Here is a 26,582-nt window from a genome sequence, read left to right as displayed (position 1 = left end):
GGTTGAGAAAATGGGAGCTGAACAATTATCCTTACTGCCAGAGATCGATGAGAAACACGTTCGGAATGCTCTGATCAAGGAGCTGAAGGTCTATAGGGCACTGAAGGTTCTTGAAGAAAACAGAAAGGAACAGGAGGCAAACGGTGCAACAGGGCTTTTTCCTTCTCTCAGGAACCAGGAAGTTTTAAATGAACTGAAGGTCCGGCAAATAGAAAGAGCGCTAGAAAACAGCCTGGATGAAATTGAGCAAGACATCATCCGGATGAAATACCTGACACCGCGTGTGGTGAAGGATTTGGAGGTGTGTGAAGAACTGGGTCTGAAGAAAGACCGGTATTACAAATTGAAGAAGCAAGCGACGTTTAATCTTTCAACAGCACTCGGAATCATATGAGTGCTGTTTTTTGTACATATGGTATTTTAGGATCATTTATAAATAGATACATATATTGTATATTGGGTTTGTTGTAAATAATTTGGAAAAGGAGTATCGGTATGAAAAAATTTGCTTATTCGATTTTCTTTATGGTTTTTCTGTTGGCAGCATGGTTATGGACAAGTGATGCTGAAGCTAGTCAATCAAAGGATGGTATCACAACATACAAAGAGACACATGTACTAGAAGTTGACGAAAATGGACATGCAAAAGAAATACAGAGTAAATCTGATATAATTGACCAGGCAAGACAACAATTTAGAAACCAACCTCATGATCCACCTCAAAGAAATATGCCACAGGGTGACACCGTAGTGCTTCAACCATCCACCAAGAATAAGAGTACTAAAAAGACTCCAGACGCAAATACCAAAGTCGCTAATACAATCGTCATTGATACATTGTTTAAGTTAGATCAATCGAAAAAGTCAATTACTCATAGTTCTACAATTCGTAGTATTATTGGCAAAGCGAAGCCGGTTATTGTAATTGTAGGTAGCACTCTATTTGTAGGAGATGATTATGCGGGGAAATATAACGCAATTTCAACTTATACAAAAGAATTTACGGGTTCTCAGATAAAAGTTGGTGCTACAGCATCTAAAACGTATAAAATGGTGAAAACGAAATTTGTGTACAAATCCGATTTACTAACAGCCGGTTGGGTCGGAAGTGCCCCAGGTACTAAACAAAGTACAACAGAAACATATCTAGTTAATAAAAATGCTTATGAATATCCGCAAATTCATAATAGTCATAGTGGTAAATCATTGCCAGCACCAACAAAAGCAAATATGAAATGGTATAAGCCTGAAGATAGAGTTAAGAGAGATAAGGATATCCGTAATAAATATATCAGGTGGTATATTGGTAAATACGGCGATCCTAAATGGGATTGGTCTGGCTCAGACATACACCATGTTATTCCTTTAGAATATGGTGGAGATAATAAAATGGGTAATTTATATGTACTCACAAGAACGTTGCATCAACAAGAGGTTTCCCCTTGGTGGAGAGGATATAGATAGAAGGTGAAAGATTGAGTAGGATCGTGCAGATATTAGAAGAGCTTGAAAATCAATTAGATGATAAAAACATCATCAAATACTCGGTAGACGGCGAAGTCTATGAAAAGTGCTGTACCTTCAATGCCCCAGCTGATAAAGAAAATCTAAAATGTTTTGAAAAGAAACATCATGCATTACCTAACGATCTCAAAGAGTTTTTATGTCTACATAATGGCGCAAGAATATTTGAAGACATAGTTTTTGGGCAAAAGGTGGGTGGAGGATTACACGTTTTCAGTTTAGAAGAAATCGAATCCGAGTTGTCTAATGATTTTTTTGATCAGGTTGATGGAACAGCTATTGCCGCTCTTTTTGAAGGGTGCTACTTGATACTAAATAAGGAAAATCCCAACCTTTATCTATTTGAAGATGGTTTAGAATATAGACTCCTTGATGTAGATTTTGAAAATTTCCTTCGGAAGTATATTGATTCTGAAGGCGAAGCGTTTTGGGAATTATAGAATTAAAGTGTCCATGTTTATGGGCACTTTTTTTATTTGCATTGCCGAGAAAAAGCCGACAAAAAACCGAGGAAAAGCCGACAAAAAGGGGGATAAAAAGGGGACCTTTTTTCCTGAGCGGATCATCGTATGATAGAGACAAGCAAATGAACGTGAATATTTTGTCCAGAAGGAAGAACCTGCGGACGCTGATCATTGAGCACTTTAAGTGCCTTGATTGGTGTCCGCTTTTTTATTGGGAGACGCGTCTTTCCCTTATCAATGGCGTATCTGGATACGGAACAAAGGTGTTGAGGAATGTGGCCATACGAGAGGGACATTCTGAGCCTGGATAGCAGCTGGTCTGCGGCGGCCGTATCGAGGACAGTTTTTCATTTTAATTGATGATTGACTGTACTTGGCATCCTCTCGGAGTGTAGTCATCATTACAAAATCAAAATCTATTTAAGCGAATAGCGTAAGGTGGTGCTTATTCGGCAAGGAGCGAGTGAAATGAAGATCAGGGATTCTGTTTCTAAAGAGACATTAAAGCAATTTAAAAGCATTGCTCCTGGTTCTAATAGAAAGAAGGAGAACGATGCTGATCCAATAACGACACGAGATTGGGAAGAAATCATGGGAACGAGACGCGAAACGTATCAACGACAAGGCGGCCGGGTCCGAAGAAAATAACATGGTTAATAAGTGGAATTTTCCATTATTAATGATACTTGTGGAGGACAATCTGACTATTTTTTCATATGCTGTGATGAAAGTCAAAACTGTTGAAAGGGTGTTGATATGAGCCGCAACAGAATGGACGATTTTTTCTTTGGTTCTCGTAGGAGAAAGCATTGTAATTGTAAGGACGAAACAATTGTTTCACCAACACGTCATATCGTCAAAAAAACAACTAGTGAGAATACAATCAGACGAATTCATCCAACTCATATTACAAATGTGAATAAACACATCAAAAAAATTGAGAATTTTTATCCAGTGACAGAATCGTATGAGAATGAGTGCTGTGTTGAAGAGTACGATTGTGGAAGTGACTTGAAAAATCCTTGTTGTCGTCGTGTGAATAGATAAAATTGAATCTTACTTTTATATTGAGCGTCCCTCTGGGGCGTTTTTGTTATGGGAATAGTCATCTTTTTGGGTGTATGGCTGCACGTGCTTTGGTGAGGGATAGGAGCGCAAAAATATAAAAAGGGAGATGATGAGCATGGCATCAAAATTTGGTGTATCTGCTAATCCAAAAAAAGCGAATCACATTTTAGGAAAGGACAAGGTTGTGGTTGTTGCGGTTCAGAATCACAATGATTACCTTTGTGGGCCAAACCTTATTCCTCAACGAAAAGTTGCGGGGAAATGGGTTACGATTAAAACGAATTCACCTAACCCGCTGAACCCAGCAGAGAAACAGTACGATGAATTCGATATTAAGGAATCACTAGGTAACAAAAAAGGCACTTATCGCTTTAAAGTTGATGTGGAACGTTACGACAAAAAGGGCAATCATGTTGCAACAGTCGGTACATTCTACACAAACGAATTTTACATCAAGTAAGCAGCTGATGCCGCCTCCTGGGCGGCATCATTTGTTTTTAGTAGGAGGAAACAGCGATGAATATCAAAACAATTCCCGTACATAAAATTAACCCATCACCATATAACCCCCGCATCGATCTGCAGCCAGGAGATCCAGAATACGACTCTCTGAAAAACTCAATAAAAAAATTTGGATACATTGATCCCTTAGTATGGAATGAACGGACAGGTCACCTTGTAGGAGGTCACCAACGTTTCAAAGTATTGATGGAGGAAAATCCAAATGATATTCCTGTATCAGTTGTATCGCTTAATGAACAAGATGAAAAAGCACTGAATATCGCATTGAATAAGATAGACGGTGAATGGGATGAGTATAAACTTACTGAACTGCTGAAGGATTTAGAGGGATCTGGATATGATCTAAGCCTAACTGGATTCAGTGACGCAGAATTAGAGGATGTTCTGAATGATTTGGAACATACAGGTCAAGGTGGAGCAGTATCTGAGAGTCATGAGATCGATCTTGATGAATATGGAGATGACCAATTTGAGCATACATGTCCTAAGTGCGGATTCTCTTTTAATGAGTAGGTGGCAGCATGAACATGAACTATAGATGGAAATTGAGTGATCTTAAAAACATCCCTTCCAATGGGTTGAAAGTGTTCAGTACATTCTCGTGCGGTGGTGGCTCCTCAATGGGCTACAAATTAGCAGGGTTTGAATTGCTGGGAAACTGTGAGATCGATCCGCAAATGATGAAAATCTATAAAAAGAATCACAAGCCGAAATACCCTTATTTCATGGACATTCGAGAGTTTAACCAGATCCCACTCTCCGATCTTCCTGAAGAACTAAAGAATCTTGATGTGTTCGATGGATCGCCGCCATGCAGCGTGTTTTCAACGGCCGGAAAAAGAGAAGAGGATTGGGGAAAAGAAAAAGCGTTCAGAGAGGGACAAGCTGTCCAAAAACTAGATGATCTGTTCTTTCATTACCTGGATGCTGTAGAACGTTTGCAGCCCAAAACCTTTGTAGCCGAGAACGTAAGCGGCATGATCAAAGGAAAAGCAAAGGGGTATGTGAAACTTGTCATTGAGCGAGCAAAAGAAATCGGGTATGAAGTTCAGCTGTTCTTGCTGAACGCGGCCACAATGGGAGTCCCGCAAAGAAGAGAGCGGGTCTTTTTTATTGGCCGTAGAAAGGACCTGAATCTGCCACCGTTGAAATTGGCTTTCAATGAACCACCGGTCACATATGGAGAGTTTAGAAGTGGACATGGATCAAGGCTAAATGAATCAAGTAAAACATATAAAAGATGGATTAAGCGGCGTCCGTCCGATGGCAACATTGGAGACATCACTAAACGAACAGAAGGTAAAGAGCGGAATTTTAATACAGTATTAGTTAAAAACAGTTTAGTTCCGCCAACACTAGCAAGCGGTTCTGTCTTTATTAGATATGATGAGCCTTATTATATCTCTGAAAGGGATATTATCCTGATGCAATCTTTCCCACTGGATTATGACTTTATGGACGCTTCAGTGCAGTATGTCTGCGGGATGAGCGTACCGCCAGTGATGATGAAACGGATCGCAGAACAGATACATTTGCAATGGTTTAAATAAAAAAAGAGGGTGCTGACAACACCCTCCCTTCAAAGGCAAAGAAAGAAACTCCCTGCCTAAGAGCGTGATCAAGACGCGGCCGCGTTTGTGGGAAAATATCACGCTCTCATCCACTATTGTAATGGAGGACAGGGAGAATGACAACAGGGAATACAAACAAACGTTCCCTTTCTGACGAAGAAAAGACGGAAATGCTTATGATTCTTCAAGCTGAACAGGCTGAAGGTATTGATAAATCAAAAGAAAATTATCGTAAAATCGCTCAAGCTGGAATCTCTCAATGGGTCAGAGATTTTAAAGCAGGAAACATAAAATTGACTACTGTGGAAGATCTGAAAAAACTCATTGAGCTAGAAATGTACCTGCTGAAAAACGATGAAATTTAAAAACAACTCAAACTTAATTCAATAGCTCGGAGGTGGGTGATATGTAATGGCTAGACCGCGAAATCCCAAAAGAGATCAGGCATTCCAGTTGTGGAAGAAAAGCAATGGAACCCGCTTACTGAAAGACATTGCTGAAGAATTAGAGTGTTCTCAAACGCTTATCCGCAAATGGAAGAACCAAGACTTTTGGGATGAGAAATTGAATGGTAACGTTACTAAACCAAAAGAGAAAACCAATGGTAACGTTACTAAACGCCCTGGTGCTCCAAAAGGCAGTAAAAATGCCAAAGGGAATAAAGGCGGTAAAGCTCCACCTGGTAACCAAAACGCTAAAGGGAATACTGGTGGTGCTCCAAAAGGAAACAGAAATTCTGTGCGAACAGGTGAATTTGAATCAATTATGTTCGATTACATGGACGACACAGAAAAGGAACTCTTTGAGCAGATCGAGACCGATCCGCTCTATCAAATTGAATTGACCATACGAGAGCTTAGTATTCGAGAGCGGCGCATGATGCACAGGATCATGAAGTATGAAAATGGTTTAACCGATAATCAGCGACGTGTTCTTCAGCAACTTAGGAAGACAAAAGACGTTGCACCATCCACAAGTGAGAATGGTGTTGTCAAATACGTTCCGATTATCAATGAGCGTCTTGTAGTCACTGAGGTGGAAGAAACTCAATTACCTGTGATTGACCGCATCCTTGAAATAGAGGAAGCATTGACGCGAGTAACAGACAAGCGTCTTAAAGCCATTAGGCAGAAACACGACATTATGAAAACTATGTCAGAGCATGAATTGAGGCTGCGTGGCCTTGATCTTGCAAACCGAACGAGAGAGGCAGAGCTGGAGCGAATCACCGCTCGACCTGTCGATGATTCGGTTCAAATTACTATAAAGAGAGCAAAGAAAAAAGGTGATGGCTGATGCAACTGATGGAGAAGGAAGTCAATCCACACTTTGAAGATTTTCTCTTTGACTGGGAACTGAAGTTTCAGTTCCTAGTGGGTGGTTACGGTTCATCTAAAAGCTATCATATTGCCCTGAAGCTCATCTTAAAGTTGCTAGATGAAAAGAGAACAGCCCTGGTTATTCGTGAAGTCTATGATACGCACAGAGATTCCACGTTTTCTTTATTTGAAGAGATCGTGAATGATCTTGGCCTCGATCATGTCATTCAATGCCGGACATCACCGCTCATGCTTAAATTCCATAACGGGAGCCGGATCATTTTCAAAGGGTTGGACAAGCCCGCCAAGCTGAAGTCGATCAACAACATCTCGATCATATGGATTGAAGAATGTTCAGAAGTGAAGTATGAGGGATTCAAGGAGCTGCTTGGTCGTTTGCGTCACCCGACTATGGATTTACACATGATCCTATCAACGAACCCTGTCGGTCAGGATAATTGGACGTACAGACATTTCTTTAAGGACGATCAAAATAACCGATTTATCCTGGACGATGAAAGGTTATACAAAGAGCGAACGATCGCTATCAACGATACGTACTATCACCACTCGACGGCAGAAGATAACCTATTTCTACCTGTGAGCTATATCAAGCAGCTGGACGAACTAAAGGAATACGATCCCGACCTTTATCGAATTGCCCGAAAAGGTCATTTTGGCATAAACGGAATTCGTGTTCTGCCACAATTCGAGGTGCAGCCGCATGAAGATGTGATGCTGGCCATCTCAAATATCAATCGTCCTTTGCTTAGAGCGGGCATGGACTTTGGTTTCGTTGATTCATATAACGCTGTGGTTAGGTTGGCTGTCGATCACGAGAAGAAGTATCTATATATCTATTGGGAGTATTACGATCGCGGTAAAACTGATGATGTCACAGTTGAGGACTTGAAAGAGTTCATTGAAACAAAAGAGCTGATAAAGGCAGACAACGAACAAAAGACAATCGCATATTTCCGCAAGATGGGATACAACATGGTCCCGGCTCATAAGTTTCAGGGATCACGCTTGCAGTATACCAAGAAGATCAAGCGGTTTAAGAAGATCATTTGTTCCGACTCATGCAAAAACACGATCTATGAGCTTCAGCCGCTCACGTACAAGACAGACAAGCGTGGCAATATCATAGAGGACGAGTTTCAGATTGACCCACATACTTTTTCAGCCATCTGGTATGCGTTAGATGACTATGAAGTCACCGATCTGAAAGAGCAGCCTAAAGAGCGTGTCCGTCCAAACAGAGAAAGGAGGTCGATGAGAAGGCTATGACAAAACATGTGAAAGCAACTGTGTTTAAAGCAGACATCTCTCAAACTACCAAACAAATTCATGACGATGGCTTTAATTATGAGGCTGATGACGTTATCGAGCCGCCGTACAATATCACAGAGCTTAAACAAATAGCTGAGTATTCTACCATTCTTCAGCAATGCATCGATGCGTATAAAACCAACATTCTAGGTTTCGGCTTAGGAATTGAATATGTCTTTGATTTCAACGCTGAGGATGCACCAGAAGGAAAGAAAGGCGCTGCTGAAAAAGAATGGACGAGGCTTGAGGAGCTTGTGCGATACATGAACTATGATGAAGCAGCCGAAGTGGTTCTAGGATATGTGATAGAAGATCGGGAGCGGACAGGGAATGGCTTTCTTGAAGTGTTACGTAATGGCACAGGGCAACCAGCAGGGATTGAATATTTAGATGCTCAACACATGCGAATATGTAAGATAGGCGATCCTGTCGAGATCGACTTTAAATATACAGATCATGGTCAAGTCAAATCCCTCAAAAGAATGAAGCGGTTCAGAAAGTATGTTCAGCAGATAAACACTAAAAAAGTATTCTTCAAAGAGTACGGAGATCCAAGAACAATGAACGCTGCTACGGGAGAATATAGCGAAAAAACTCCCCCTGAACTTGTAGCAAGCGAAGTCATCCACTTTAAGATTGGCAGCGGTACATATGGTGTTCCTCGTTGGATTGGTAACATCGTCAATATGTACGGTGCGCGTAAAGCTGAAGAGCTGAACTATCTGTACTTTAAACAAGGTCGTCATGTGCCGGCTGCAATTACTGTAGAGAATGGAATGCTATCTGAAGCATCATATGAACAGCTGCAAGAGTACATGAATGGCATCGAGGGTTCAGACAATGCACATAAATTCCTTTTGCTTGAAGTCGAAGGGATTCCTAAAAAGAAAAAGGACGAAGTAAGCAATGATGAAGACCCTGCACCTGTGAAAGTTGAAATAAAATCACTGGCCGAGATTCTTCAGGAGGATGCACTCTTTTTGGAATACGATGAGAAGACGAGAAACAAGATACGTTCTTCATTCCGTCTGCCGCCGATCTACACAGGCGAATCACAGGATTATAACAAGGCCACAGCTGACACCGCTCGGAAGACAACTGAAGAGCAGGTATTTCAGCCAGAAAGAATGATCATCACTGGCAAGCTCAATACGCTATTTCTTCCTGATCTCGATCTCTGGCATGTGCGACTAATATTAAATGGTCCTGACTTTCGTGATCCGCTCGAAATTGCAAAGGTTCTTACACCGTTTATTCAGGCAGGAGCGGTTTCACCGAATGACCTGCGTGATCTGGCTGGCCGTATTCTAGGAAAAACATTAGAAGAATGGCCAGAGGAAGAATACCACCGACCAATTGAAGCGAAGCCAAAGGCATCAACTAGCTTGCTTGATACGGTTTTTCAGAAGTCTGCGGGTTCCCAGGAAGATTTGATCCATCTCTTAAAAGACCTTAGGGATGAACTAGAGGAGATCCGCAAATGAGTAAGATTGATCAGCTGATAAAAAACATCAATACCTTTGTGCAAAAAGCGGAATCGGATGAAGTCGAGGAACTCAAAGCGGCGGTGGCTGATTTCCCTGAACTGGAGGATATACCTTCTTTGGTGGAGGATTATGAGAAAACCATCGCTAGATTGTTCAGATTGCAACGCAGGACGTTTTTGAACGCACTGAATGGTTTTATATCCAAGGATGATTCAGAGACGTTAGAATCAATTCTAGCGTTTTTTAATAATGATCTATTCACTTCAGATGAATTTGCGGAGTTGTTCGGAAAAGAAACGGCTGTTTTTCTAACACTGACTGTCACGCAGCTGGCTGAGAAGATCATGCATTCCATCGATGCAGATATTCCTTTCAAGGTGCTTTCTGAGAAAACTGAACAGTGGATTGAATCATGGTCACAGGAATTGGCGCAGCTGATGAAGCTGAATACTCATACGGCCATTGAGCAAACGTTGAAGGAAGGAATAAAAGAAGGCCGCTCTATCCAAGAGATTGAACTGGAGCTGAAAGACCTTCCTGAATTCAGCCGGAAACGAGCACGTGTAACAGCTATAACTGAAGTGTTGACCGCTTCTTCTGTTGCTCAACATGAATCATATGTACAATCTCCAGCTGTAACGGGGAAGAAGTGGAAGCACAGCGGAGGGAAAAAGAATCAGTCGAGGGATAGTCATGTGCAGCTGGATGGAACGATCATTCCTCTCGATGAGGAATTCGAGATACCAGGCAGCGGAGAGCGATGTATGTTTCCGAGAGATACACAACTCACGCCAAAAGAGCGGGTTAACTGCCATTGTGCGGTTGGACCTGTGGTTGATCCTGTTATTCTAGGACTGTCAGCTGAGGAAAAAGAAGCTATCAGGGAATCTGTTTTGAAAGGAGGTGAATGAATTGCCACGCGAATTGATTAATGCGAAGATCACACACGTTTCATACGTGGACAAGGCTGCTAATCAAAAGCAGTTCTTTTTTATGAAGTCAGAAAAAGAAAATGACTTTGAAAAACAAATCAAAGTCATTGCCAAAGCTGATGATGCACAGCGTCTTGTGTACGGTATTGTATACGAACCAAACGTTGCCGATGCACATGGGGATTACATGACACCAGAAGAAATCGAAAAAGCCGCTCATGGGTTCCTGAAGGATGCACGTGAGATCGACAAGCAGCACGATTTTGAGGGCGGTGTCGGGGAAGTCGTTGAATCTTATATCGCTCCTTCCGACTTTGAAATGGGCGAAGAGATTATCAAGAAAGGCTCGTGGGTCCTTGTGACAAAAGCATCTGATGAAATCTGGGAACAGATTCAAAAGGGCGAGATCACCGGATATTCTATGGCCGGTACAGCAGACATAGGAAAACAAGAGCGTGAGCCAGCTTCTGAAGAGAAGGGGCTTTTTTCTTTGCTCAAAAACTTCTTTTTATCAAAAGGAGAAGTAAAGAACCGATACGACAAAGGCCGCATGCGTCGTGAGTTTTGGGCGGCACAAGAGGCGCTGAATTCCGTTTTGTATAAATGGGATTCTTACGACGATGAAGACTTGGAGACTGATCCTGACAAGGTTAGGTCAGCACTGCAAGATTTTGTGGAAATCACACAAGAGATTTTGCTTACTGATGACTTAGCGGGAATCCAGACTGATCCACCTGAAGAAGTCGCAAAAGCAGGTAAAAAGTTTTCAGCTGCTAACCTGAATGAGCTAAAAAATGCAAGAGCCGCTATTGACAACTTGCTAAGTCAAGCGGAAGAGAAGGAGGAAGAAGAAGTGAAAAAAGAAGATCTGCAAAAGATGCTAGAGGAAACAATTGCACCGGTTGTAAAGCGTCTGGATGACCTTGAAAAAGGAGAAGGCGAGAAGCAACCTGATCCGCAAGAAAAACAAATTGATGAAGAGGTCGCAAAAGAAATGGCCGCAGCTGTAGAAAAGGCATTGGCTCCAGTTGTTGAACGAGTCGAAGCACTGGAAAAAGCACGTCCGCAAGGTAATGGTGTAGGAGATCAACAACAAGACTTACAAAAATCTGTATTTGATGGCTTGCTTTAAGCCGAGAAAAGGAGGAACTAACGTGAGAAATAAAGATGTAATTAACAAAGCGGAAGTGACGCTTGGTACATTAAAGACAGGCGGTCTCATGAATCCGACGCAAGCATCTACATTTATTCGTATGGTGCAAAACACACCAACCCTGCTGCAAGATGCACGTGTCATTCCAATGGAAAGCGATTCGCAAAAGATTGAAAAAATCGGTTTTGGTCAACGTATCTTGCGTGCAGGAGAAGAAGGCAAAGCGCTTGATGCAAAAGATCGAGTTGCACCAACAACAAGCACTGTTCAGCTAACTGCAAAAGAAGTCATCGCTGAAGTAAATATCACATATGATACGTTGGAGAACAATATTGAGGGTGACAATTTACAAAATACTATCATGCAAATGCTCGCTGAGCGTGCAGCCGTTGATATTGAAGAATTGATCCTTAATGGTAATACAGCGTCATCTGATGCTTACCTCGCTCAGCTAGATGGTATCCGTAAACAAGCGGAATCCCATATCGTAGATGTAGCTGGCGAACCACTTACACGCCAAGTGTTTAAACAGGGATACAAAGCTGTTCCATCTAAATATTTGCGTATTCCACAAGAATTCCGCTTCTATACGTCCCCAGGGCAAGAAGTTGAATGGAAAGACAAAGTAGCGGATCGTCAAACGAATCTAGGGGATGCGGCTGTACAAGGTGGGCTTTCTTCTGCATTCGGTGTTCCGGTCAAAGGTATTGCAAACATGCAGCCATATGAAATGGGAGAGGACGGCACAGATGTTTCGGACATCTTATTGACTCATCCGAAAAACATTATCCTTGGCTTCTCTCGCAATATTCGTATCGAGGTTGATAAGGACATCCGTAGACGTAAATTCATCATTGTGTTGACTGCGAAGCTCGACAGCAAATTCGAGGAAGAGGATGCTGTTGCTAAGATCATCAAGGTCAAGGAGTGATCAACATGTATTCAGCGGTTTTGATCAAGGGAAAGACATACGCTGTGATGGGGCATGTCTTTCTTGTTAACCAAGTTAAGGATATTGAGAAAAAAGTTTATCAATATCTCGATGGCAATGAGTTTTTCATTTGTAAAGAAGTGAAAGCTCCTGTTGATGATATAATGAAAGAGGAAGAAGAACCGGCACAAGAAGCAAAAATCTACTCTGAAACTGAATTGAAGGGCATGAACAAAACTGAACAAGAAGCCATTATTATTGATCTTGGCGGCGATCCGTCTCAGCTCAAAGATAAGAGTGAAAGAATTGCCTTCATCCTCGATCATCAACAGCAACAAGAAAAAGCAGGAGAGTAAGGCTGATGCTGATCTCTCCTGAAGAAGTTAGGGCGTATACCGTATTCGAGAGCGTAAAAAACCGCTCAGATGAATTATTGGAAAGTGACATCATTGAGGCTGAAGCTGAGGTATTTAAGATCGTAGGTCATGATTTCACAAGTGAAAAATATCAGCCGCTTCCTGAAAAAGCAAGAATCGCATTGATTAAAATGGCGCAGTTCTTTGCGCTGATCAACGGAGATGAATCAATCATCAAAGGGTACAAGTCAGAAAAGATTGGCGACTACTCTTATACACTGGCAGATGGTAACGCCATATCAAAACCAGATGTGTATAACCTGTTGATAGATTTCATTGAGCCAATTGATCCACCGGAAGATCCGGCAAGTGTAAGAATGAGGTTGAGATCGTTATGAGCTATCAATCATTGCTAACGGATCGATGCGATATTTTCCACTTAAAGAATGAGCAGCTGTCAAAAGATCGCTATGGAATACCTGTTCAAGATGCGCAGCCTGTCTTTTCATATCCTGATGAGCCTGATCAAGTTGATCAAGCATGTTACTTCACAGAGAGAAATCAAAACATCACACAGCAGGAGCCAAACGCAACCATTCATCAATCGTACCTTGTTCATTTTCCTATTACCGCCGATGTCCGCCTGAACGATAAAGTGGTATGGGAAGGTGTGACATTGAAACTCCAAAAGCCCAGACGGATCAAAAACCATCATATTGAGGTGGTAGCGATGAGGAGTGAAAGCCTATGAGGATTGATGGTCTTGATCAGTTCATAGAGGATTTGAATGCAGCTGTTAATGGCGGCTTGCAAGCTGAATATGAAGAATGGTTGGAAGCGATGGGTTATGAGTTCCTAGACATCGTTCAAGATGAAGTTATCCGTACAAAAACAGTGGATGCTCGGCGTTTGCTTAACTCATTCCAAAAGGGAGACCAAGAAAACGTCTTTTCAATGAGCAGTGGCGGTCTCACCCTAGATGTAGGGACCAACTTAGAATACGCATCGTACACAAACGATGGTCACTTTACCATTGATCCCTCCAAGAATCAGGACAGACGTTGGGTTCCTGGCAGATGGGTTGGTGATCGTTTTGAATATGACCCAAATGCCGAAACAGGGATGCTCTTGAAATTTCAATGGGTTGAGGGCAGCGGCTATTGGGATAATGCATTATCCATCTTTGAACAGATGTTTGAACAATCATTGGACCGCAAGCTGCAGCAATGGATTGATCAACAATTTGGGCGGTGATGGAATGAATCAAGAAGTCGGCTCCATCATGCATTATTGTTACAAGCAGTTTCCGGTGAAAGTATATGAAAAAGAGATTCCTGAACAGTTTCAGGTCCCTTCAATGTACTTTCCAGCAGCATGGACAAACACAAAAAACGATACTGTTACAACGTTCCTCAAAACATACACGCTGCATATTAAAGTGTTTCACAAGGATTCGGGGCAGGCTCATGATGCGGCAGAAACCATCGTTGATGCCTTATCAGCGGATCGGAATATCATTCAGATGGTCAGTGAAGAAGGTGAACCACTTGATGATTATGTCCGCATTAAGAGGGCTGAAACAAGGATTGCTGATCAAGGTGTGGCAACGATCATCCTCTCATGGGATAGTGCCTATTGGTACAACCGAGACGCGCAGCCAAGCCTTGATGACATAAATTTTTCAGATGGGGTGATAAAAAGTGGCCAAGAATAAAAATGAATCACAGGTGAAAGAAGAGAAAGCCGCTCCGGTTCTTCCTAAAGAAGCAGCATTTTCATTTGAAGCCTTGAAAGAGCACAGCAAGGAAGTATTTGGCGTAAAGCCTGAAATCCTTGAAGGTGCTCTTTTTTATATCAAAGATCAACCAATTACAAAAACAGAAGCAAAGAAGCAGATTGATGCTTTTTTGTCTAAGGAGGTTTAAGCATGAATGGAGGTACTTTTACACCAGGCACAGAAAAGAAACGCCCTGGTATCTACTTCAATTTCAAAACCACAGCACAGCAGCGTATCACGTTAGGTGATCGCGGCACCGTTGCACTCCCAATCACAATGAGTTGGGGAGAGCCTAAGACGTTCATCTCTATCTCTGGCATGGAGGACTTAAATAAAAAAGTCGGATTAAACATCGATGACAAATCACTGCTTCTTTTCCGAGAAGCGAAGAAAAAAGCACAAACAGTCTTGCTTTATCGCCTGAATGAAGGCGAACCTGCAAAGGCTCAGATCAGCGAGAATTTCAATGTGCTTGCCAATTATGGCGGACAGAAAGGTAATGAGGTCACGATCCAAGTCACTGAAAACGTATTGGATAGCTCCAAGCGTGATGTGGTGACTTACGTTGGTACAGACATTGTTGATAAGCAGGTTGTCACTGATGTCAAAGAGCTGAAGCAAAACAAATATGTTTCGTTCTCTGGTGAAGGTGAAGTGACAATCACCGCTGGCGTAACACTAAGCGGTGGGAAAAACGGCGTGCCAAGTGTCGCAGACTATACAGCTTTTTTAGAAGAAGCTGAAACAGAATACTTTGACGTAATAGCGCTGCCTAATAACACTAGCGAGCAGTTAAAAGCGACATTTGTGGCTTTCATTAAGCGGTTGCGTGATGATCAAGGGCGTAAGGTGCAAGGCGTTGTGGCTAACTACGCAGCTGATCATGAAGGAATTATCAATGTCACAAGCGGTGTCGTGCTAGAAGATGGCACAGAGATCACCCCAGCCAAAGCAACTGCATGGGTTGCCGGTGCATCTGCAGGCGCAAACTTCAATCAGTCATTAACCTTTGTGGAATATGAAGGGGCTGTGGATACGTTAGAACGCCTTGATAATGATCAAGTGGAATACCGCTTATCACAAGGCGAATTCTTGTTTACGTTTGATGCGCGTGATCGCACAGTAAGCGTTGAGAAGGACATCAACTCTCTGACAAGTTATACAACCGAGAAAAACAAGACATTCGGTAAAAACAAGATCATTCGTGTGCTCGATGCGATCAACAATGATCTCACACGTGAATTGAAGGATCTGATTAAGTTACGCAAAGCAAATGGCAATGACATTCCGGCATCTGATGATGGGTTGCAGCTGGTGAAAACACTCATCACGCAATATCTCACGCAACTCCAAGATGGAAGCGGCATTACAGGCTTTGATTCTGAAACAGATATCGTAATTGCTCTTAATGAAGATCGTGACGGTTTCTTGATTGATCTAGCTGTTCAACCTGTTGATGCAGCTGAAAAATTCTATTTCAATGTAGAGGTGAAATAAGATGGCTTTTAAAGCGCAGAATACCATTTCAGGTAAGGAAGGACGTCTTTTCCTCGATGGCGAGGAAATGGCGTTCATCAAAACGTTTGAGGCAAACGTGGAGAAGAATAAATCAGAAGTTAACGTTATGGGCCGTCGTATGACAGGGCACAAGACAACCGGTGCAAATGGTACTGGCACAGCGACTTTCTATAAGGTTACATCACGTTTCGTTCAGTTGATGTTAAATTACGTGAAGAAGGGACAAGATCCGTACTTTACGATTCAAGCTGTACTGGATGACAAATCATCCGGCCGAGGCACAGAGCGTGTCACATTGTTTGATGTGAACTTCGATTCTGCAAAGATCGCGGGGCTTGATGTGGATTCAGAAGCGCTAGAAGAAGAGGTTCCTTTCACGTTTGAGGACTTTGATCTTCCTGAAAAGCTGAAGGATAGTTTTTAATTCGTATTTGATTTATTAACAGTAGAATTATATACTTAAATATATAATTATTTGTTGCGGTTGGTATATCTAACTTGCAACTGGCGTAGAATAAAAAGAAGCCAGGATGCGCAAACATCCTGGCAATGTACAATGAGGCCCTTTAAGAGGGCTGGCTTATCTCTAGATGCTTTTGAAGGATAGACTTACCCTTTTACTTTTGTAGAGGTCAAGGGAGGTCTATTTTTTCTTTTTAAATAGTGTCAACAATCCCACGACTAAAGTCAAAATGCTTAGGGTATAAATCCCAAAAGCAATCATTAAACTAATCGCTTCATAAGTTGACATAAGCATCACCCCCTTTCTATATGGGGATGAGCCAGACCGCCCTTGTAAGCCGTTCATATGTACGATTTATATTATACATGAAAAGATTGGAAAGCACATTCAAAAAATGGATGTGCTTTTTTGTATTCAAAAAAACAAATCAAAGGGAGTTTTTAAACATGAGCGAAAAACAAACAAACAACGTATATGATCTTTCATTCTTTATGCCAGGACAAACAACAGAAGCGGAAGAGGTCAAATCCATTATCTCAAAACGTTTCGTTGATAAAGAAGGTAAAGTGATTCCATTCGTATTCAAAGCGATCACAACAGAGCGTATCGATGAACTAGAGAAAGAAAACACGACTTTCAAAAATGTTAAAGGTCGTGGACGTGTGAAAGACTTGGATTCTCAACGCTTCTATGCACGTATTGCGGTTGAATCAACCATTTACCCTGATTTCAAATCAAAAGAACTGCGTGAGGCATATGGCACCCAAGATCCAGTCGAAGTGGCAAAGCGTGTCCTATCTGTCGGCGGTGAATATGCGAACTGGTTAAACAAAGCCATTGAGGTCAACGGTTTTGAAGATGAAATTGAAGATTTAGAAGAAGCAGCAAAAAACTAATAAAGGACGGGAATAAAGAGGCTGTGTATCTGTATTACTGCATGCATGAGCTTCATTACTCCCCGTCTGAACTCTTAGAGGTCTATGAAGCGCCAAGGCAATTCAAAGCATTCCTATTTGGACTTATCAGGCACAAACTAGAGGTTCTTGAAAAAGAAGCAAAGAAAGGGGGATAAGACATGGCTCATTTGACTGCTCGGTTTGATTTACAAGACCGGATCACGCGTAAATTGCGTTTGATTAGAGGAGATATGGAACGACTTGATAGATTGCGCCGTAGATCAGAGCGGCCAATCACATTGAGAGTAAGAGACAATGCCACGATTGCATTAAGACGTGTGCAGCGGTTTGTTTTGCGTGATCTTGCTCGAACTTATCAGCTGACGATTGAAGTAAATGATCTGGCCACAAAAGCACTACGAAAGTTCAATGGCTTCTTACAACGCAAGATGCCGCGTACTCATAGTGTGCTGATGCGCATTAAAGATCAGGCAACACCAGGTCTTGTTCGGTTGCGTCGTTACATCGATCGGAAGTTTGGCAAAGTAGAACGGTTTGCCATAACGGTCCATGATCGTGCAACCGCAGGGATCAGACGTATTGCTTCATATGCAGCGCGTCAGCTTGGCCGGGGATACAGCTATACCATTAGAGCCGTTGATATGGTTCGACGAACAGTCAGCCGTATAGCGTCTTATACACGGAACACGTTAGGGACTGAATACAGGGTGGCGATCAATGCGATCGACCGTTTCACCGCTCCAGTACGTGGAGCTGTCTCATTTGCAAATACCCATTTGGGACGGACTTACACAACCACAATCAAGGTCCTTGACCTAATCACAAAGCCATTGAGAGGGATCGTGTCTGCTGTCACCAGTACACTTGGTTTGCTTGGAGTCGGTGCCGGTGCAACAGGCGGTATTGTTGTACCGCTCAAAATGGTTGCAGATCGTCAGAACATGACCACGGCTTTTGAAACTCTCTTAGGCAGCAGAGGGAAAGCAGATGCACGTCTGGACGAGCTGACAGCTTTTGCTGGTCAAACGCCATTTACTCGTGATGAGATTTTCGAGTCATCTCGCGTCCTCCAAGTATTTACGGGCAATGCCCTTTCTACGACTGAAGGAATGAAGCTAGTCGGGGATGTTGCTGCAGGTGTTCAACGACCGTTTTCCGAAGTTGCGCTATGGATGGGGCGTTTATATGACGGCATTAAATCGGGGCGTCCTATCGGTGACGCAACGGCTGCTCTTCAAGAAATGGGGGCGATCTCTGGTGATGCCAGGGGTAAGCTCGAAAAACTTGCAAAGAGCGGCAAGGACATAAATAAAACTTGGCCAGAAGTAACAAAAGAGTTTGGCAAATACAATGACATGATGATCAAAATGTCCGATAACTTGGCCAACTTATTCCTCGGTGTCAAATCATTCATTAATAACAGCATTCTTATGCCTTGGGGTAAAGGACTTGCAGCTGCGTTCCAACCCGCTCTCGAAGCGTTCAGAACATGGCGTGGAGAATATTCCTTCGTGCTGACCGATCTATCAAACAAAGCTGAAAAGGCGGGTAAGAAATTTGCTAACAGCTTCCTTGATCCGACAAAGAGTGTTTTCGGATTTATTGGTGATCAGTTCAAAATCTTGTTTCCTGGTGAGAAGTTAACCAAAAAACAGACACAGGAACTGAAGGTCAAGTTTAAGGACAACCCTAAGCTGAAGAAACATTTTGAACAGCTAGAAAAATACAGGAAAATGGACTTTGAAACTCGGTGGAAGCTCGTCCTTGATAATACGAAAGATGTTTTTGGCCAATGGTGGGAAAAGACAGGAAAGCCTGGTCTTTTCAAAATGGCCGAGAATGTCGGGAAGACTTACGGTGGCATCATAAACGGTGTGATCAACGGTCTACTTGGTATTGATGACAAATCATCCGAGGACAGTTTCACTGATGCAGGAGCCAAAGCAGGGCGTATTTTCATTGAATCCTTTTTAGAAGCTCTTGATCCAGCGCAATTAGGTATTCGTATCACCAAGAAGATCGGTGAGATCAACTTGAATGCTCTCACAGGAGAAGGCTCAATTGCTGGTGCTTTGATTGCCAATGCATTTGCGCTCGCATTCCTTGGAAAAGTGGCCACGTTATTAAAGCCGCTTAAATCCATTCTTTCAGGAGCATTTGCACTCTTCAAATGGGGCAAAGGTTTAAACGGAGGATTAGGACCAGGAACAAGCGGCGGTATAATTGGCGGAATTGGAGGAACAAGACCACCAAGGAACCCAAGACCACCTGAATATCGTCAACCTTGGATCAATAGAGGTGAGCCAGTAAGACCAACCACACCAAACCAAGGGCGTGGCGGTGGTGGATTATTGGGGAGTATCGGTAAAGGTGCAAAGAGCATCGGAAAACGTATTCCTATTCTCGGCACTCTTATTGCAGCCACCGAATTAATCGGCATGAACAATGACAACAAAGGTGAAAAGATCGGTGGGTTTGCTGGTAATCTGGGCGGTGGTATCGGTGGAGCTGCACTTGGTACATTGATCGCGCCTGGAATTGGAACAGCGATCGGTGGAGTATTAGGCAGCATCTTTGGTGGCGATCTCGGTAACTGGATTGGCAAAATGTTTGATGACGGGACCATCAAGAAGAAATGGGATGAGCTTGTCAAAGGTGCAGAGAATGCAGTCCAATGGATTAAAGAAACATGGAGCACTTTTTCCGGTTGGTTTAATGATAATGTTTTAAACCCTATTACGACATTCTTCAGTGATACATGGAACTGGATCACAGAGAAATGGGGTCAGCTTTCTTCATGGTTCAATAATAACGTGTGGCTGCCGATTTATAACTTTGCAGTACCGATCATCAACTTTGTAGTTGGTGTTTTTGTTGTGGGATGGGAATTGATTAGTGCCATCTGGGGAGCAGCATCAACTTGGTTCAATGAAAATGTATGGGAGCCATTTGGTCAATATGCAGTAGAGGCCGTCGGAGTGATATGGAACAAACTTGATGATACATGGAATTGGATTCAGGAGACTTGGAGTGCATTTTCTGCTTGGTTTAATGAAAACGTATGGGAGCCATTTAAACTATACGCACTTCCAGCGATCATGATTGTGTGGGTGTTGTTTAAAAATACGTGGAATTGGATTCAGGAGACTTGGGTAACCCTATCAACTTGGTTTGATGAAAACGTCTGGCAGCCATTTAAAACATATGCTTTGCCAGCCATCATGTTTATCTGGAACCAATTTAACAGTACCTGGAACCGGATTAAAACATCATGGGTGGTGCTTGCCGGTTGGTTTGATGAGTACGTATGGCAGCCATACAAAAAGTATGCAGAGCCAGCAATCTCCTTTGTGTCAACAAAATTCGATGAAGCATGGAGAACGATCAAGGGTATCTGGAAAGTTGCGAGTTCATGGTTTGAAAAATATGTGTTTTCCCCGTTGCAAGACTTTGCAACAACTTTAAAAAAGACATGGGATGGCATCTTTGGCGTTATAGGAAAAGTAGTCGGTAAAATTAAAGAAGTTAGTGGGAAGGTTGTTGATTTCTTTATTGGAAAAGGTGAAGAAAAAACAGGTGTCAAACAAATTCCTATTCCAGATAACAACGCCACCGGTGGATATATTACAAAGCCAACAATTTCGTGGATCGGAGAAGCAGGAAAAGAGTTTGTCATCCCAACTGAAAACAACAAAGGCAGAGGAAAAATGCTTCTTGCTCAGGCTGCATCACACCTCGGAATGTCGGTAGTGCCAAACGGCGCTTCACCTACTTCCCAAGCTGGTTCATCTTCTCCTATGAGACCGGCTGCAGCTGCATCAGTTTCCACTTCTACAAGTGGATCGGTATCAATTGGTGAGACCGGCAACGCTTCTAAATACGGGGAACAGTTTAGCACTGAATTTGAAAAAGGATTAAATAGCAAAGTCGTTTCACTTGAACAGTGGAAACAAGCTAATATCAAACAACCATTTACTCAAATTCAGGCATCAACACCGCTCTACGGAGCACAAACTGTCACTGGATTTGCCTCAGGTCAAAACATGACACCAACTGGCACAGGTCAGTTCTTAGATCAAAATGTAAGACAACCTTTCTTATCCGCTCGTCAAGAGTCTCCTACATGGGGAGCTGGACTGGTTGACGCATTTAACAGCGGCATGCGTTCCAAAGGAAGCGAAGTGACACAAGCAGCCAAGGACATGGCCAAGAAAGTGGAGCAAGCCTTCCGCGAAGAGCTAGACATTCATTCCCCTTCACGCGTCATGATGAGTCTTGGAAAATTTGCATCGATCGGTGTCGTCAAAGGACTCGATTCAGTTGATGTGAAAAAGTTTGCTGAAAATCAGGCTGGTTCATTAATCGGTGCATTCAGTGGTATGGGGGCTTCAGGTCTTAGTGTTCAGCAATGGCTCATGGCTGCTCTAATGGCAACTGGCACATCGATGAGCTGGCTACCTGGTTTGATGACCATCGCGCAGCATGAATCAAATGGAAATCCGAGAGCAATCAACTTATGGGATTCCAACGCCAAAAAGGGAACACCGTCTAAAGGTTTAATGCAAACCATTGGACCGACGTTTAATTCTAATAAAGGCAAAGGCATGAATGACATCTGGAACCCAATTCATAATGCCGTAGCAGCAATTAACTACATTAAGGGCAGATATGGGACAGTCTTTAACACGCCTGGATTAAGAAGTATGAGAAACGGTGGACCATATAAGGGGTATGCAAACGGTGGTCTAATCACGCAAGAGCAGGTTGCTAGAATCGGTGAAGGAAACAAGCGTGAATGGATTATTCCTGAAGAACGAGGCATACGTGGCCGTTACTTGTTGGCGCAAGCTGCACAGGCTTTAGGAATGGACGTATACGATCCGGCCAACTCTGCATCATCTGAACTTTCACAAGGGCAGGTGCAAACAGTAACAGCTGGCACAACGAATGCACCGTCTGCTTCTGGTGGATCAAAACAAGTCATTATCAATTTTAACGGTGATCAGCACTTCCATAATGGACAAGATGAAGATTCACTTGTTGATAAGATCAAACGATCAATAGCTGAAGAACTAGAAGTAGAAATCAACACAGGAACGAAGGGAGTCGTGATCGATGGCTAAATCAAAATATCAATTGTGGATTTCGCAAGGGAAGGACAAACTACGATTCCCTGTTCTTCCTGAAAAACTTGAACTGAACAATAACGTACAAAATGAATCTATTAAAGTATCTAAATTTGGCGAGCTCACATTCTTGGATGTACCAGGGGCTCGCCAAATTTCATTTACAGCCTTTTTTCCGAAGAAGTATACACCGATCGCTGAATATAAAAGCATTCCATCACCAGAGAATGCGATAGCGAAAATAGAACGAATGATGCGTTCAAAGAAGCCTGTACGCTTTATCGTTACTGGAACCAAAATCAATATGCAATGCAGCATAGAGAGTTTTAACCATAGCGAAGGTACTTATGATATTGGTGATCGAGAATTCACGCTGCAGCTGAAAGAATACAAAACCGCATCACCTAGAAAAATTAAACGGAAAGCCAAAAAGAGCAGCAAAAAACGAAGCTCAAAAGGCGCACCAAAAGTGTACACTGTTAAAAAGGGCGATACCTTGTGGGATATTTCTGGTCGTTTCTATGGTGATAGCACAAAGTGGCGCCGCATTTGGAATGCGAATAAAGCCGCGATGATCAAACGAAGTAGACGCAATATTAGACAACCAGGGCATTGGATTTTCCCTGGTCAAAAATTAAAAATACCACAATAGGGGGGCTGACATTGATTGAGCTTTTTGCCATCAGAAGCGGCACCATGTATGAGCTTGTGACAGAGAGTGTGACACTTCGGGGGCAAAGGTATCAGGCCCCCCGCTCAATACAAGCAACGATCGTGACAAAACAAGGAAGTCAAAAGTATTACAGCATCAAAGAGGGTGACACGGTTCTTTTCAAGTGGAAAAGAAAAGAACTCTTTCGAGGAACGGTGTTTGCAAGAACACCCAAAGATGAAAAGCTCACTTTTACTGCTTATGACATGCTTCAGTATCTGGTGAAGAACCAGGATGTATATGTCTTTGCAAATAAGAGAGCTGATCAGATAATGAAGCGGCTTGGTCAAGATTTTCAGATCCCGATGACCTCCATCGCCAATACCGGTCATGTCATAAAATCACTTGTATTCAAAAACGATACAAGCCTATATGACATCATCTTGCAGGCTCTAAGGGAAACAAAGAAACAAACAGGACGTAACTATCAAATCTATTCTGCTAAAGGCAAGATGGGGCTGAGAGCATGGCCTGATCCGTCGGAAGTTTGGGTCATTGAATCAGGCGTGAATCTTATTGATTATCAGTACAGCACCTCGATTGAGGAAACGGCCACACGTGTGAAGGTGAGAGCAACACACGTGGAAAAAATTAAGGTGCTGAAGAAGGAAAAAAAGAAATCTAAGACTACTGACAAAGATAAAGAAAAAGATAAGAAAACGACCAAACCTACCAAACCAACAAAGCCAAAGAAGCCAAAGATGGTCACGCAAAAGAAAGAAATTGAAATGCTGGCTGTGGCGAATGATAGTGCTGCAAGAAGAAAATATGGCATCCTGCAGCACGTTGAAAGAGTGTCGGGGGAGATCAACCAAGCACAGCTGCAAAAGAGGGCTGATGTTCGGCTCTCACAGAAAAAGGGCGTAAAAAAAGAGCTGAAAAGCATTCAAGCTCTAGGTATTCCTGGATTACAAAGTGGTATGCCAGTACGCATCATCATTCCGGATATCGGCATCAAGAAAACGTATTGGATCGATCAAGACAGCCATGAATTTAAAGGAACCAAACACACCATGACGATCGATGTCGTTGAAAAGAACACAATTCCAACGGGGAATCAGTCATGAAACTAAGCGATGCAATCAAGCGATTGGCCGTCGATGCTGTGGATGCACAATCACCAACTGACTTGATACTTGGTGATGTGGTGTCTGTTTCCCCTCTTAGTGTTCGACTCAATGAGAATGATAAACTCATCATTCCTGAAGAACTTCTTATCTGGCCAGCCCGCTTAGATGAGGGGGAAGATGATGAGCTAGAAGAAGGCGATAGTGTCATGGTCCTTGCGATGACAGGCGGCCAAACGTTTTACATCTTAGATAAAGTAGTAGGAGGTGGTTCATAATGGCTCTTTCACCTGAAGAAGAAATTGAGGATTTGGACGAGGATGCAGAGGATATTATTGAACCTTCGACCACCTACCGCATCGACTTTGAAACTGGCCGTCTAACCAATGAAAAGATTAATGGTCTCGATGCCATTCGCCAATTTGTCTATATGGCTTTGCGAACGGAACGATATTCGCATGCTGTTTATAGCCATGACGTAGGATGCGAAGTGCAGGAAGCTGTGTCTGATGAAGAATCAACGGACGAATACAAAGAGATGGAAATCCCGCGGCTCATTGAAGAGGCTCTTTTGGTGGATGAAAGAATCGAAAGTGTGCAAGATTTTGAGATCAATAAAGAAGGGGCAACCTTTAAAGTGCTCTTTAACGTGGTGACGGATGAAGGGACCTTGGAGATCGAGGAGGTGATCGGAGATGTTTGAGGAACAATCGTATGAAGCCATCATGGAACGCATGTTGGAACGTATACCCGATGATATTGATAAACGTGAAAACAGCGTGATATGGAATGCGTTGGCTCCTGCAGCTGCGGAACTTGCTCAATCTTATATATGGCTAGATCAGGTATTCGAACTTGTCTTTGCAGATACAGCACAGGGAGAATTTTTAGATAGACGAGCTGCTGAAGTGGGGATCACTCGTAAAGCGGCCACAAGTGCTGTATGGTCAGTTGAAGTCTCACCTGAAGGTATCAGAATACCAACAGGATCAAGATTCTATATCGACAATCTGTACTTTCAATATCAATCTGACGGCACGCTGAAGTGTGAAACAACTGGTGCTGTAGGCAATGGGAATTTTGCAGAGCTGCCACTCCTATCGCTCGATAATATACCGGGGCTAGAGGCTGTCATCTTTGAAGAATTGAAGATACCAGGGCAAGAGGAAGAAGACGATGAAGCACTGTATGAACGTTACTTGATGAGGGCAAGGCGGGAGGCTGTCAGTGCCAACAAAGCTCATTATAAAAAGTGGGCTGAGGAAGTAGAAGGAGTTGGCAGGGCAAAGGTGTTCCCGCTTTGGAATGGGGAAGGCACAGTGAAAGTTGTCATCACAGATGGGAATTTTGACGTTGCGACGGATCTGCTTGTCAATAAGGTACAAGAGTACATTGATCCGGTTCCCGGTGAAGGGGAAGGTCAAGCACCAATCGGGGCTACTGCCACCATCGAGAGTGCTAAGTGGAAAGATGTTGAGGTGTCCGTATCGGTGGAGCTTAAAATGGACTATTCACTTGAAGATGCTCAACAAGAAATTGAAGAGAAGATCAAGGCTCTCCTAAAATCACTTGCTTTCGAGGAGAACGTGATAAGAATGTCAGCGATTAATGACATTTTATATCATGCGGATAGTGTCTCTGATTATGCGGATGTCTTGATAAACGGCGAAGCCAAAAACTTGCCCCTCCAAGACATTGAAATCCCGCGTCTAGGGCAGGTGAACGTCATTGAGCAAGCTTGATGAAATGAAGTCTTATCTCCCTGCCTATCTAACGGAGATCACTGAATTTGATGAATTAATGAAATCCGAAGCCCCTGAAATGGAAAGGCTAGACGATTCTATTTTTGATATGACTGATCAGCTTTTTCCGATCACAGCTACATGGGGATTGGATCGATGGGAAAGAATGCTGAAGGTGCAGCGTGAGTCGGGTGATTCTATTGAGTTGCGAAGGGCACGTATTTTGAATCTCATGTCTAACATTCCACCGATCACTTATGCTTCTTTAGAGAGGGCAGTCAACCGCTTCCTGAAGAATCCTAGCGCGGTGGTTCGTCTAACGACAGGCCGCTATCATTTCTCCCTTCGTGTTAATTTGGATGACCTGCAGAACACCAGATACATTGTGGAGACGCTTAAAAACTTAAAGCCTGCACACCTGGCTTACAAATTCACAAGCGTTCATCATACTGATGTTCATGAAATCAAAGATTATCATAACCGGCTCACACTGCGCAGCAGAGTGGGCTTTTTTGATCACATCCCGATCCTGCTTAATGGGGAGTTTTTGCTGAATGGAACTTTTTATTTGAGCGGATCGCGCAATTCAACAGATATTCCA

At 42.8% G+C, this 26,582-nt stretch carries 32 protein-coding genes and 1 pseudogene; 32 read left to right on the top strand and 1 reads right to left on the bottom strand.

Annotation, left to right across the window (positions count from 1 at the left end):
- Window positions 1-10 precede the first annotated feature (10 nt).
- The 23 genes from GPS65_RS02680 to GPS65_RS02570 all read left to right on the top strand — a co-directional run bounded on the left by GPS65_RS02680 (window position 11) and on the right by GPS65_RS02570 (window position 16,378).
- Entirely contained in the window at window positions 11-394 is a 384-nt protein-coding gene (locus GPS65_RS02680) for an ArpU family phage packaging/lysis transcriptional regulator (RefSeq protein WP_161985316.1), read from the top strand.
- A 101-nt stretch (window positions 395-495) separates the two neighbouring features.
- The gene (locus tag GPS65_RS02675) at window positions 496-1,464 is read left to right on the top strand and encodes an HNH endonuclease signature motif containing protein (protein ID WP_161985315.1); all 969 of its coding nucleotides are present in this window, start codon (window positions 496-498) and stop codon (window positions 1,462-1,464) included.
- Between the two features lie 11 nt (window positions 1,465-1,475).
- Window positions 1,476-1,964: an SMI1/KNR4 family protein gene (locus GPS65_RS02670; protein ID WP_161985314.1), complete on the top strand. Its 489-nt coding sequence runs from the start codon at window positions 1,476-1,478 to the stop codon at window positions 1,962-1,964.
- A gap of 492 nt (window positions 1,965-2,456) precedes the next feature.
- A complete protein-coding gene (locus GPS65_RS02665) occupies window positions 2,457-2,636 on the top strand; it encodes a hypothetical protein (protein ID WP_151022617.1) in 180 nt (59 codons plus the stop codon).
- Window positions 2,637-2,744: 108 nt separating this feature from the next.
- On the top strand, window positions 2,745-3,035 hold the full coding sequence (locus tag GPS65_RS02660) for a spore coat protein (protein WP_144470959.1): 291 nt from the start codon (window positions 2,745-2,747) through the stop codon (window positions 3,033-3,035).
- 136 nt (window positions 3,036-3,171) lie between these two features.
- Window positions 3,172-3,516, top strand: coding sequence for a structural protein (locus tag GPS65_RS02655; RefSeq protein WP_144456300.1), 345 nt, complete (start codon window positions 3,172-3,174; stop codon window positions 3,514-3,516).
- Between the two features lie 56 nt (window positions 3,517-3,572).
- On the top strand, window positions 3,573-4,091 hold the full coding sequence (locus GPS65_RS02650) for a ParB N-terminal domain-containing protein (RefSeq protein WP_144470961.1): 519 nt from the start codon (window positions 3,573-3,575) through the stop codon (window positions 4,089-4,091).
- 8 nt (window positions 4,092-4,099) lie between these two features.
- Window positions 4,100-5,128: a DNA cytosine methyltransferase gene (locus GPS65_RS02645; RefSeq protein ID WP_161985313.1), complete on the top strand. Its 1,029-nt coding sequence runs from the start codon at window positions 4,100-4,102 to the stop codon at window positions 5,126-5,128.
- Window positions 5,129-5,265: 137 nt separating this feature from the next.
- Window positions 5,266-5,514 (top strand): hypothetical protein, encoded by a 249-nt coding sequence (locus tag GPS65_RS02640; protein WP_161985312.1) that lies wholly within the window; start codon window positions 5,266-5,268, stop codon window positions 5,512-5,514.
- Window positions 5,515-5,560: 46 nt separating this feature from the next.
- Window positions 5,561-6,445 carry a phage terminase small subunit gene (gene terS, locus GPS65_RS02635; RefSeq protein WP_144470966.1) on the top strand — a complete coding sequence of 295 codons (885 nt, stop codon included), beginning with the start codon at window positions 5,561-5,563 and terminating at the stop codon, window positions 6,443-6,445.
- A gap of 8 nt (window positions 6,446-6,453) precedes the next feature.
- Entirely contained in the window at window positions 6,454-7,758 is a 1,305-nt protein-coding gene (locus GPS65_RS02630) for a PBSX family phage terminase large subunit (RefSeq protein ID WP_161985486.1), read from the top strand.
- A complete protein-coding gene (locus GPS65_RS02625; RefSeq protein WP_144469013.1) occupies window positions 7,755-9,284 on the top strand; it encodes a phage portal protein in 1,530 nt (509 codons plus the stop codon). The genes GPS65_RS02630 and GPS65_RS02625 overlap by 4 nt, the downstream gene beginning before the upstream one ends.
- A complete protein-coding gene (locus GPS65_RS02620) occupies window positions 9,281-10,198 on the top strand; it encodes a phage minor head protein (protein ID WP_144469012.1) in 918 nt (305 codons plus the stop codon). Before GPS65_RS02625 ends, GPS65_RS02620 begins: the two co-directional genes overlap by 4 nt.
- 1 nt (window position 10,199) lies before the next feature.
- A complete protein-coding gene (locus tag GPS65_RS02615; RefSeq protein WP_144469011.1) occupies window positions 10,200-11,351 on the top strand; it encodes an XkdF-like putative serine protease domain-containing protein in 1,152 nt (383 codons plus the stop codon).
- 22 nt (window positions 11,352-11,373) lie between these two features.
- Window positions 11,374-12,303 carry a phage major capsid protein gene (locus GPS65_RS02610; protein WP_144469010.1) on the top strand — a complete coding sequence of 310 codons (930 nt, stop codon included), beginning with the start codon at window positions 11,374-11,376 and terminating at the stop codon, window positions 12,301-12,303.
- Window positions 12,304-12,308: 5 nt separating this feature from the next.
- Window positions 12,309-12,659 (top strand): YqbF domain-containing protein, encoded by a 351-nt coding sequence (locus tag GPS65_RS02605; protein WP_144456286.1) that lies wholly within the window; start codon window positions 12,309-12,311, stop codon window positions 12,657-12,659.
- Between the two features lie 5 nt (window positions 12,660-12,664).
- Entirely contained in the window at window positions 12,665-13,057 is a 393-nt protein-coding gene (gene yqbG, locus GPS65_RS02600) for a protein YqbG (protein ID WP_144456284.1), read from the top strand.
- Window positions 13,054-13,410, top strand: coding sequence for a DUF3599 family protein (locus GPS65_RS02595; RefSeq protein WP_144456282.1), 357 nt, complete (start codon window positions 13,054-13,056; stop codon window positions 13,408-13,410). Before yqbG ends, GPS65_RS02595 begins: the two co-directional genes overlap by 4 nt.
- Window positions 13,407-13,913 (top strand): HK97 gp10 family phage protein, encoded by a 507-nt coding sequence (locus tag GPS65_RS02590; RefSeq protein ID WP_144456280.1) that lies wholly within the window; start codon window positions 13,407-13,409, stop codon window positions 13,911-13,913. The genes GPS65_RS02595 and GPS65_RS02590 overlap by 4 nt, the downstream gene beginning before the upstream one ends.
- Before the next feature lie 4 nt (window positions 13,914-13,917).
- Window positions 13,918-14,373 carry a phage tail terminator family protein gene (locus GPS65_RS02585; protein WP_144456278.1) on the top strand — a complete coding sequence of 152 codons (456 nt, stop codon included), beginning with the start codon at window positions 13,918-13,920 and terminating at the stop codon, window positions 14,371-14,373.
- Between the two features lie 13 nt (window positions 14,374-14,386).
- Window positions 14,387-14,584, top strand: coding sequence for a YqzN/YkzM domain-containing protein (locus GPS65_RS02580; protein ID WP_144456424.1), 198 nt, complete (start codon window positions 14,387-14,389; stop codon window positions 14,582-14,584).
- Between the two features lie 2 nt (window positions 14,585-14,586).
- Entirely contained in the window at window positions 14,587-15,933 is a 1,347-nt protein-coding gene (locus GPS65_RS02575) for a phage tail sheath family protein (protein ID WP_144456276.1), read from the top strand.
- A 1-nt stretch (window position 15,934) separates the two neighbouring features.
- Complete coding sequence (locus tag GPS65_RS02570; protein ID WP_044139480.1) at window positions 15,935-16,378, top strand: phage tail tube protein; 444 nt, start codon at window positions 15,935-15,937, stop codon at window positions 16,376-16,378.
- A gap of 219 nt (window positions 16,379-16,597) precedes the next feature.
- Here the strand turns inward: GPS65_RS02570 and GPS65_RS19815 are convergent, their stop codons facing one another.
- On the bottom strand, window positions 16,598-16,678 hold the full coding sequence (locus GPS65_RS19815; protein ID WP_391509976.1) for a putative holin-like toxin: 81 nt from the start codon (window positions 16,676-16,678) through the stop codon (window positions 16,598-16,600).
- Window positions 16,679-16,863: 185 nt separating this feature from the next.
- On the opposite strand from GPS65_RS19815, the gene GPS65_RS02560 reads away from it, so the two are divergent.
- The 9 genes and pseudogenes from GPS65_RS02560 to GPS65_RS19705 form a co-directional block, all read left to right on the top strand.
- Window positions 16,864-17,313 carry a phage tail assembly chaperone gene (locus GPS65_RS02560; protein ID WP_144456272.1) on the top strand — a complete coding sequence of 150 codons (450 nt, stop codon included), beginning with the start codon at window positions 16,864-16,866 and terminating at the stop codon, window positions 17,311-17,313.
- Window positions 17,314-17,336: 23 nt separating this feature from the next.
- Window positions 17,337-17,489 (top strand): hypothetical protein, encoded by a 153-nt coding sequence (locus tag GPS65_RS19810; RefSeq protein WP_391509245.1) that lies wholly within the window; start codon window positions 17,337-17,339, stop codon window positions 17,487-17,489.
- A 3-nt stretch (window positions 17,490-17,492) separates the two neighbouring features.
- Window positions 17,493-22,457, top strand: coding sequence for a transglycosylase SLT domain-containing protein (locus tag GPS65_RS02555; RefSeq protein WP_144456270.1), 4,965 nt, complete (start codon window positions 17,493-17,495; stop codon window positions 22,455-22,457).
- Window positions 22,450-23,112, top strand: coding sequence for a LysM peptidoglycan-binding domain-containing protein (locus tag GPS65_RS02550; RefSeq protein ID WP_144456268.1), 663 nt, complete (start codon window positions 22,450-22,452; stop codon window positions 23,110-23,112). The genes GPS65_RS02555 and GPS65_RS02550 overlap by 8 nt, the downstream gene beginning before the upstream one ends.
- A gap of 11 nt (window positions 23,113-23,123) precedes the next feature.
- A complete protein-coding gene (locus tag GPS65_RS02545) occupies window positions 23,124-24,239 on the top strand; it encodes an XkdQ/YqbQ family protein (RefSeq protein WP_144456266.1) in 1,116 nt (371 codons plus the stop codon).
- Window positions 24,236-24,517 (top strand): DUF2577 family protein, encoded by a 282-nt coding sequence (locus tag GPS65_RS02540; protein ID WP_144456264.1) that lies wholly within the window; start codon window positions 24,236-24,238, stop codon window positions 24,515-24,517. The genes GPS65_RS02545 and GPS65_RS02540 overlap by 4 nt, the downstream gene beginning before the upstream one ends.
- On the top strand, window positions 24,517-24,942 hold the full coding sequence (locus GPS65_RS02535; RefSeq protein WP_144456262.1) for a DUF2634 domain-containing protein: 426 nt from the start codon (window positions 24,517-24,519) through the stop codon (window positions 24,940-24,942). The genes GPS65_RS02540 and GPS65_RS02535 overlap by 1 nt, the downstream gene beginning before the upstream one ends.
- A complete protein-coding gene (locus GPS65_RS02530; protein WP_144474253.1) occupies window positions 24,935-25,981 on the top strand; it encodes a baseplate J/gp47 family protein in 1,047 nt (348 codons plus the stop codon). Before GPS65_RS02535 ends, GPS65_RS02530 begins: the two co-directional genes overlap by 8 nt.
- A pseudogene (locus GPS65_RS19705) lies at window positions 25,968-26,408 on the top strand (YmfQ family protein); the annotation flags it as partial. The gene GPS65_RS02530 and the pseudogene GPS65_RS19705, both read left to right, overlap by 14 nt.
- Window positions 26,409-26,582 lie beyond the last annotated feature (174 nt).

The sequence above is a fragment of the Bacillus pumilus genome, assembly GCF_009937765.1.
Taxonomy (GTDB): domain Bacteria; phylum Bacillota; class Bacilli; order Bacillales; family Bacillaceae; genus Bacillus; species Bacillus pumilus_O.
This window is presented reverse-complemented; position numbering and strand designations above follow the sequence as displayed.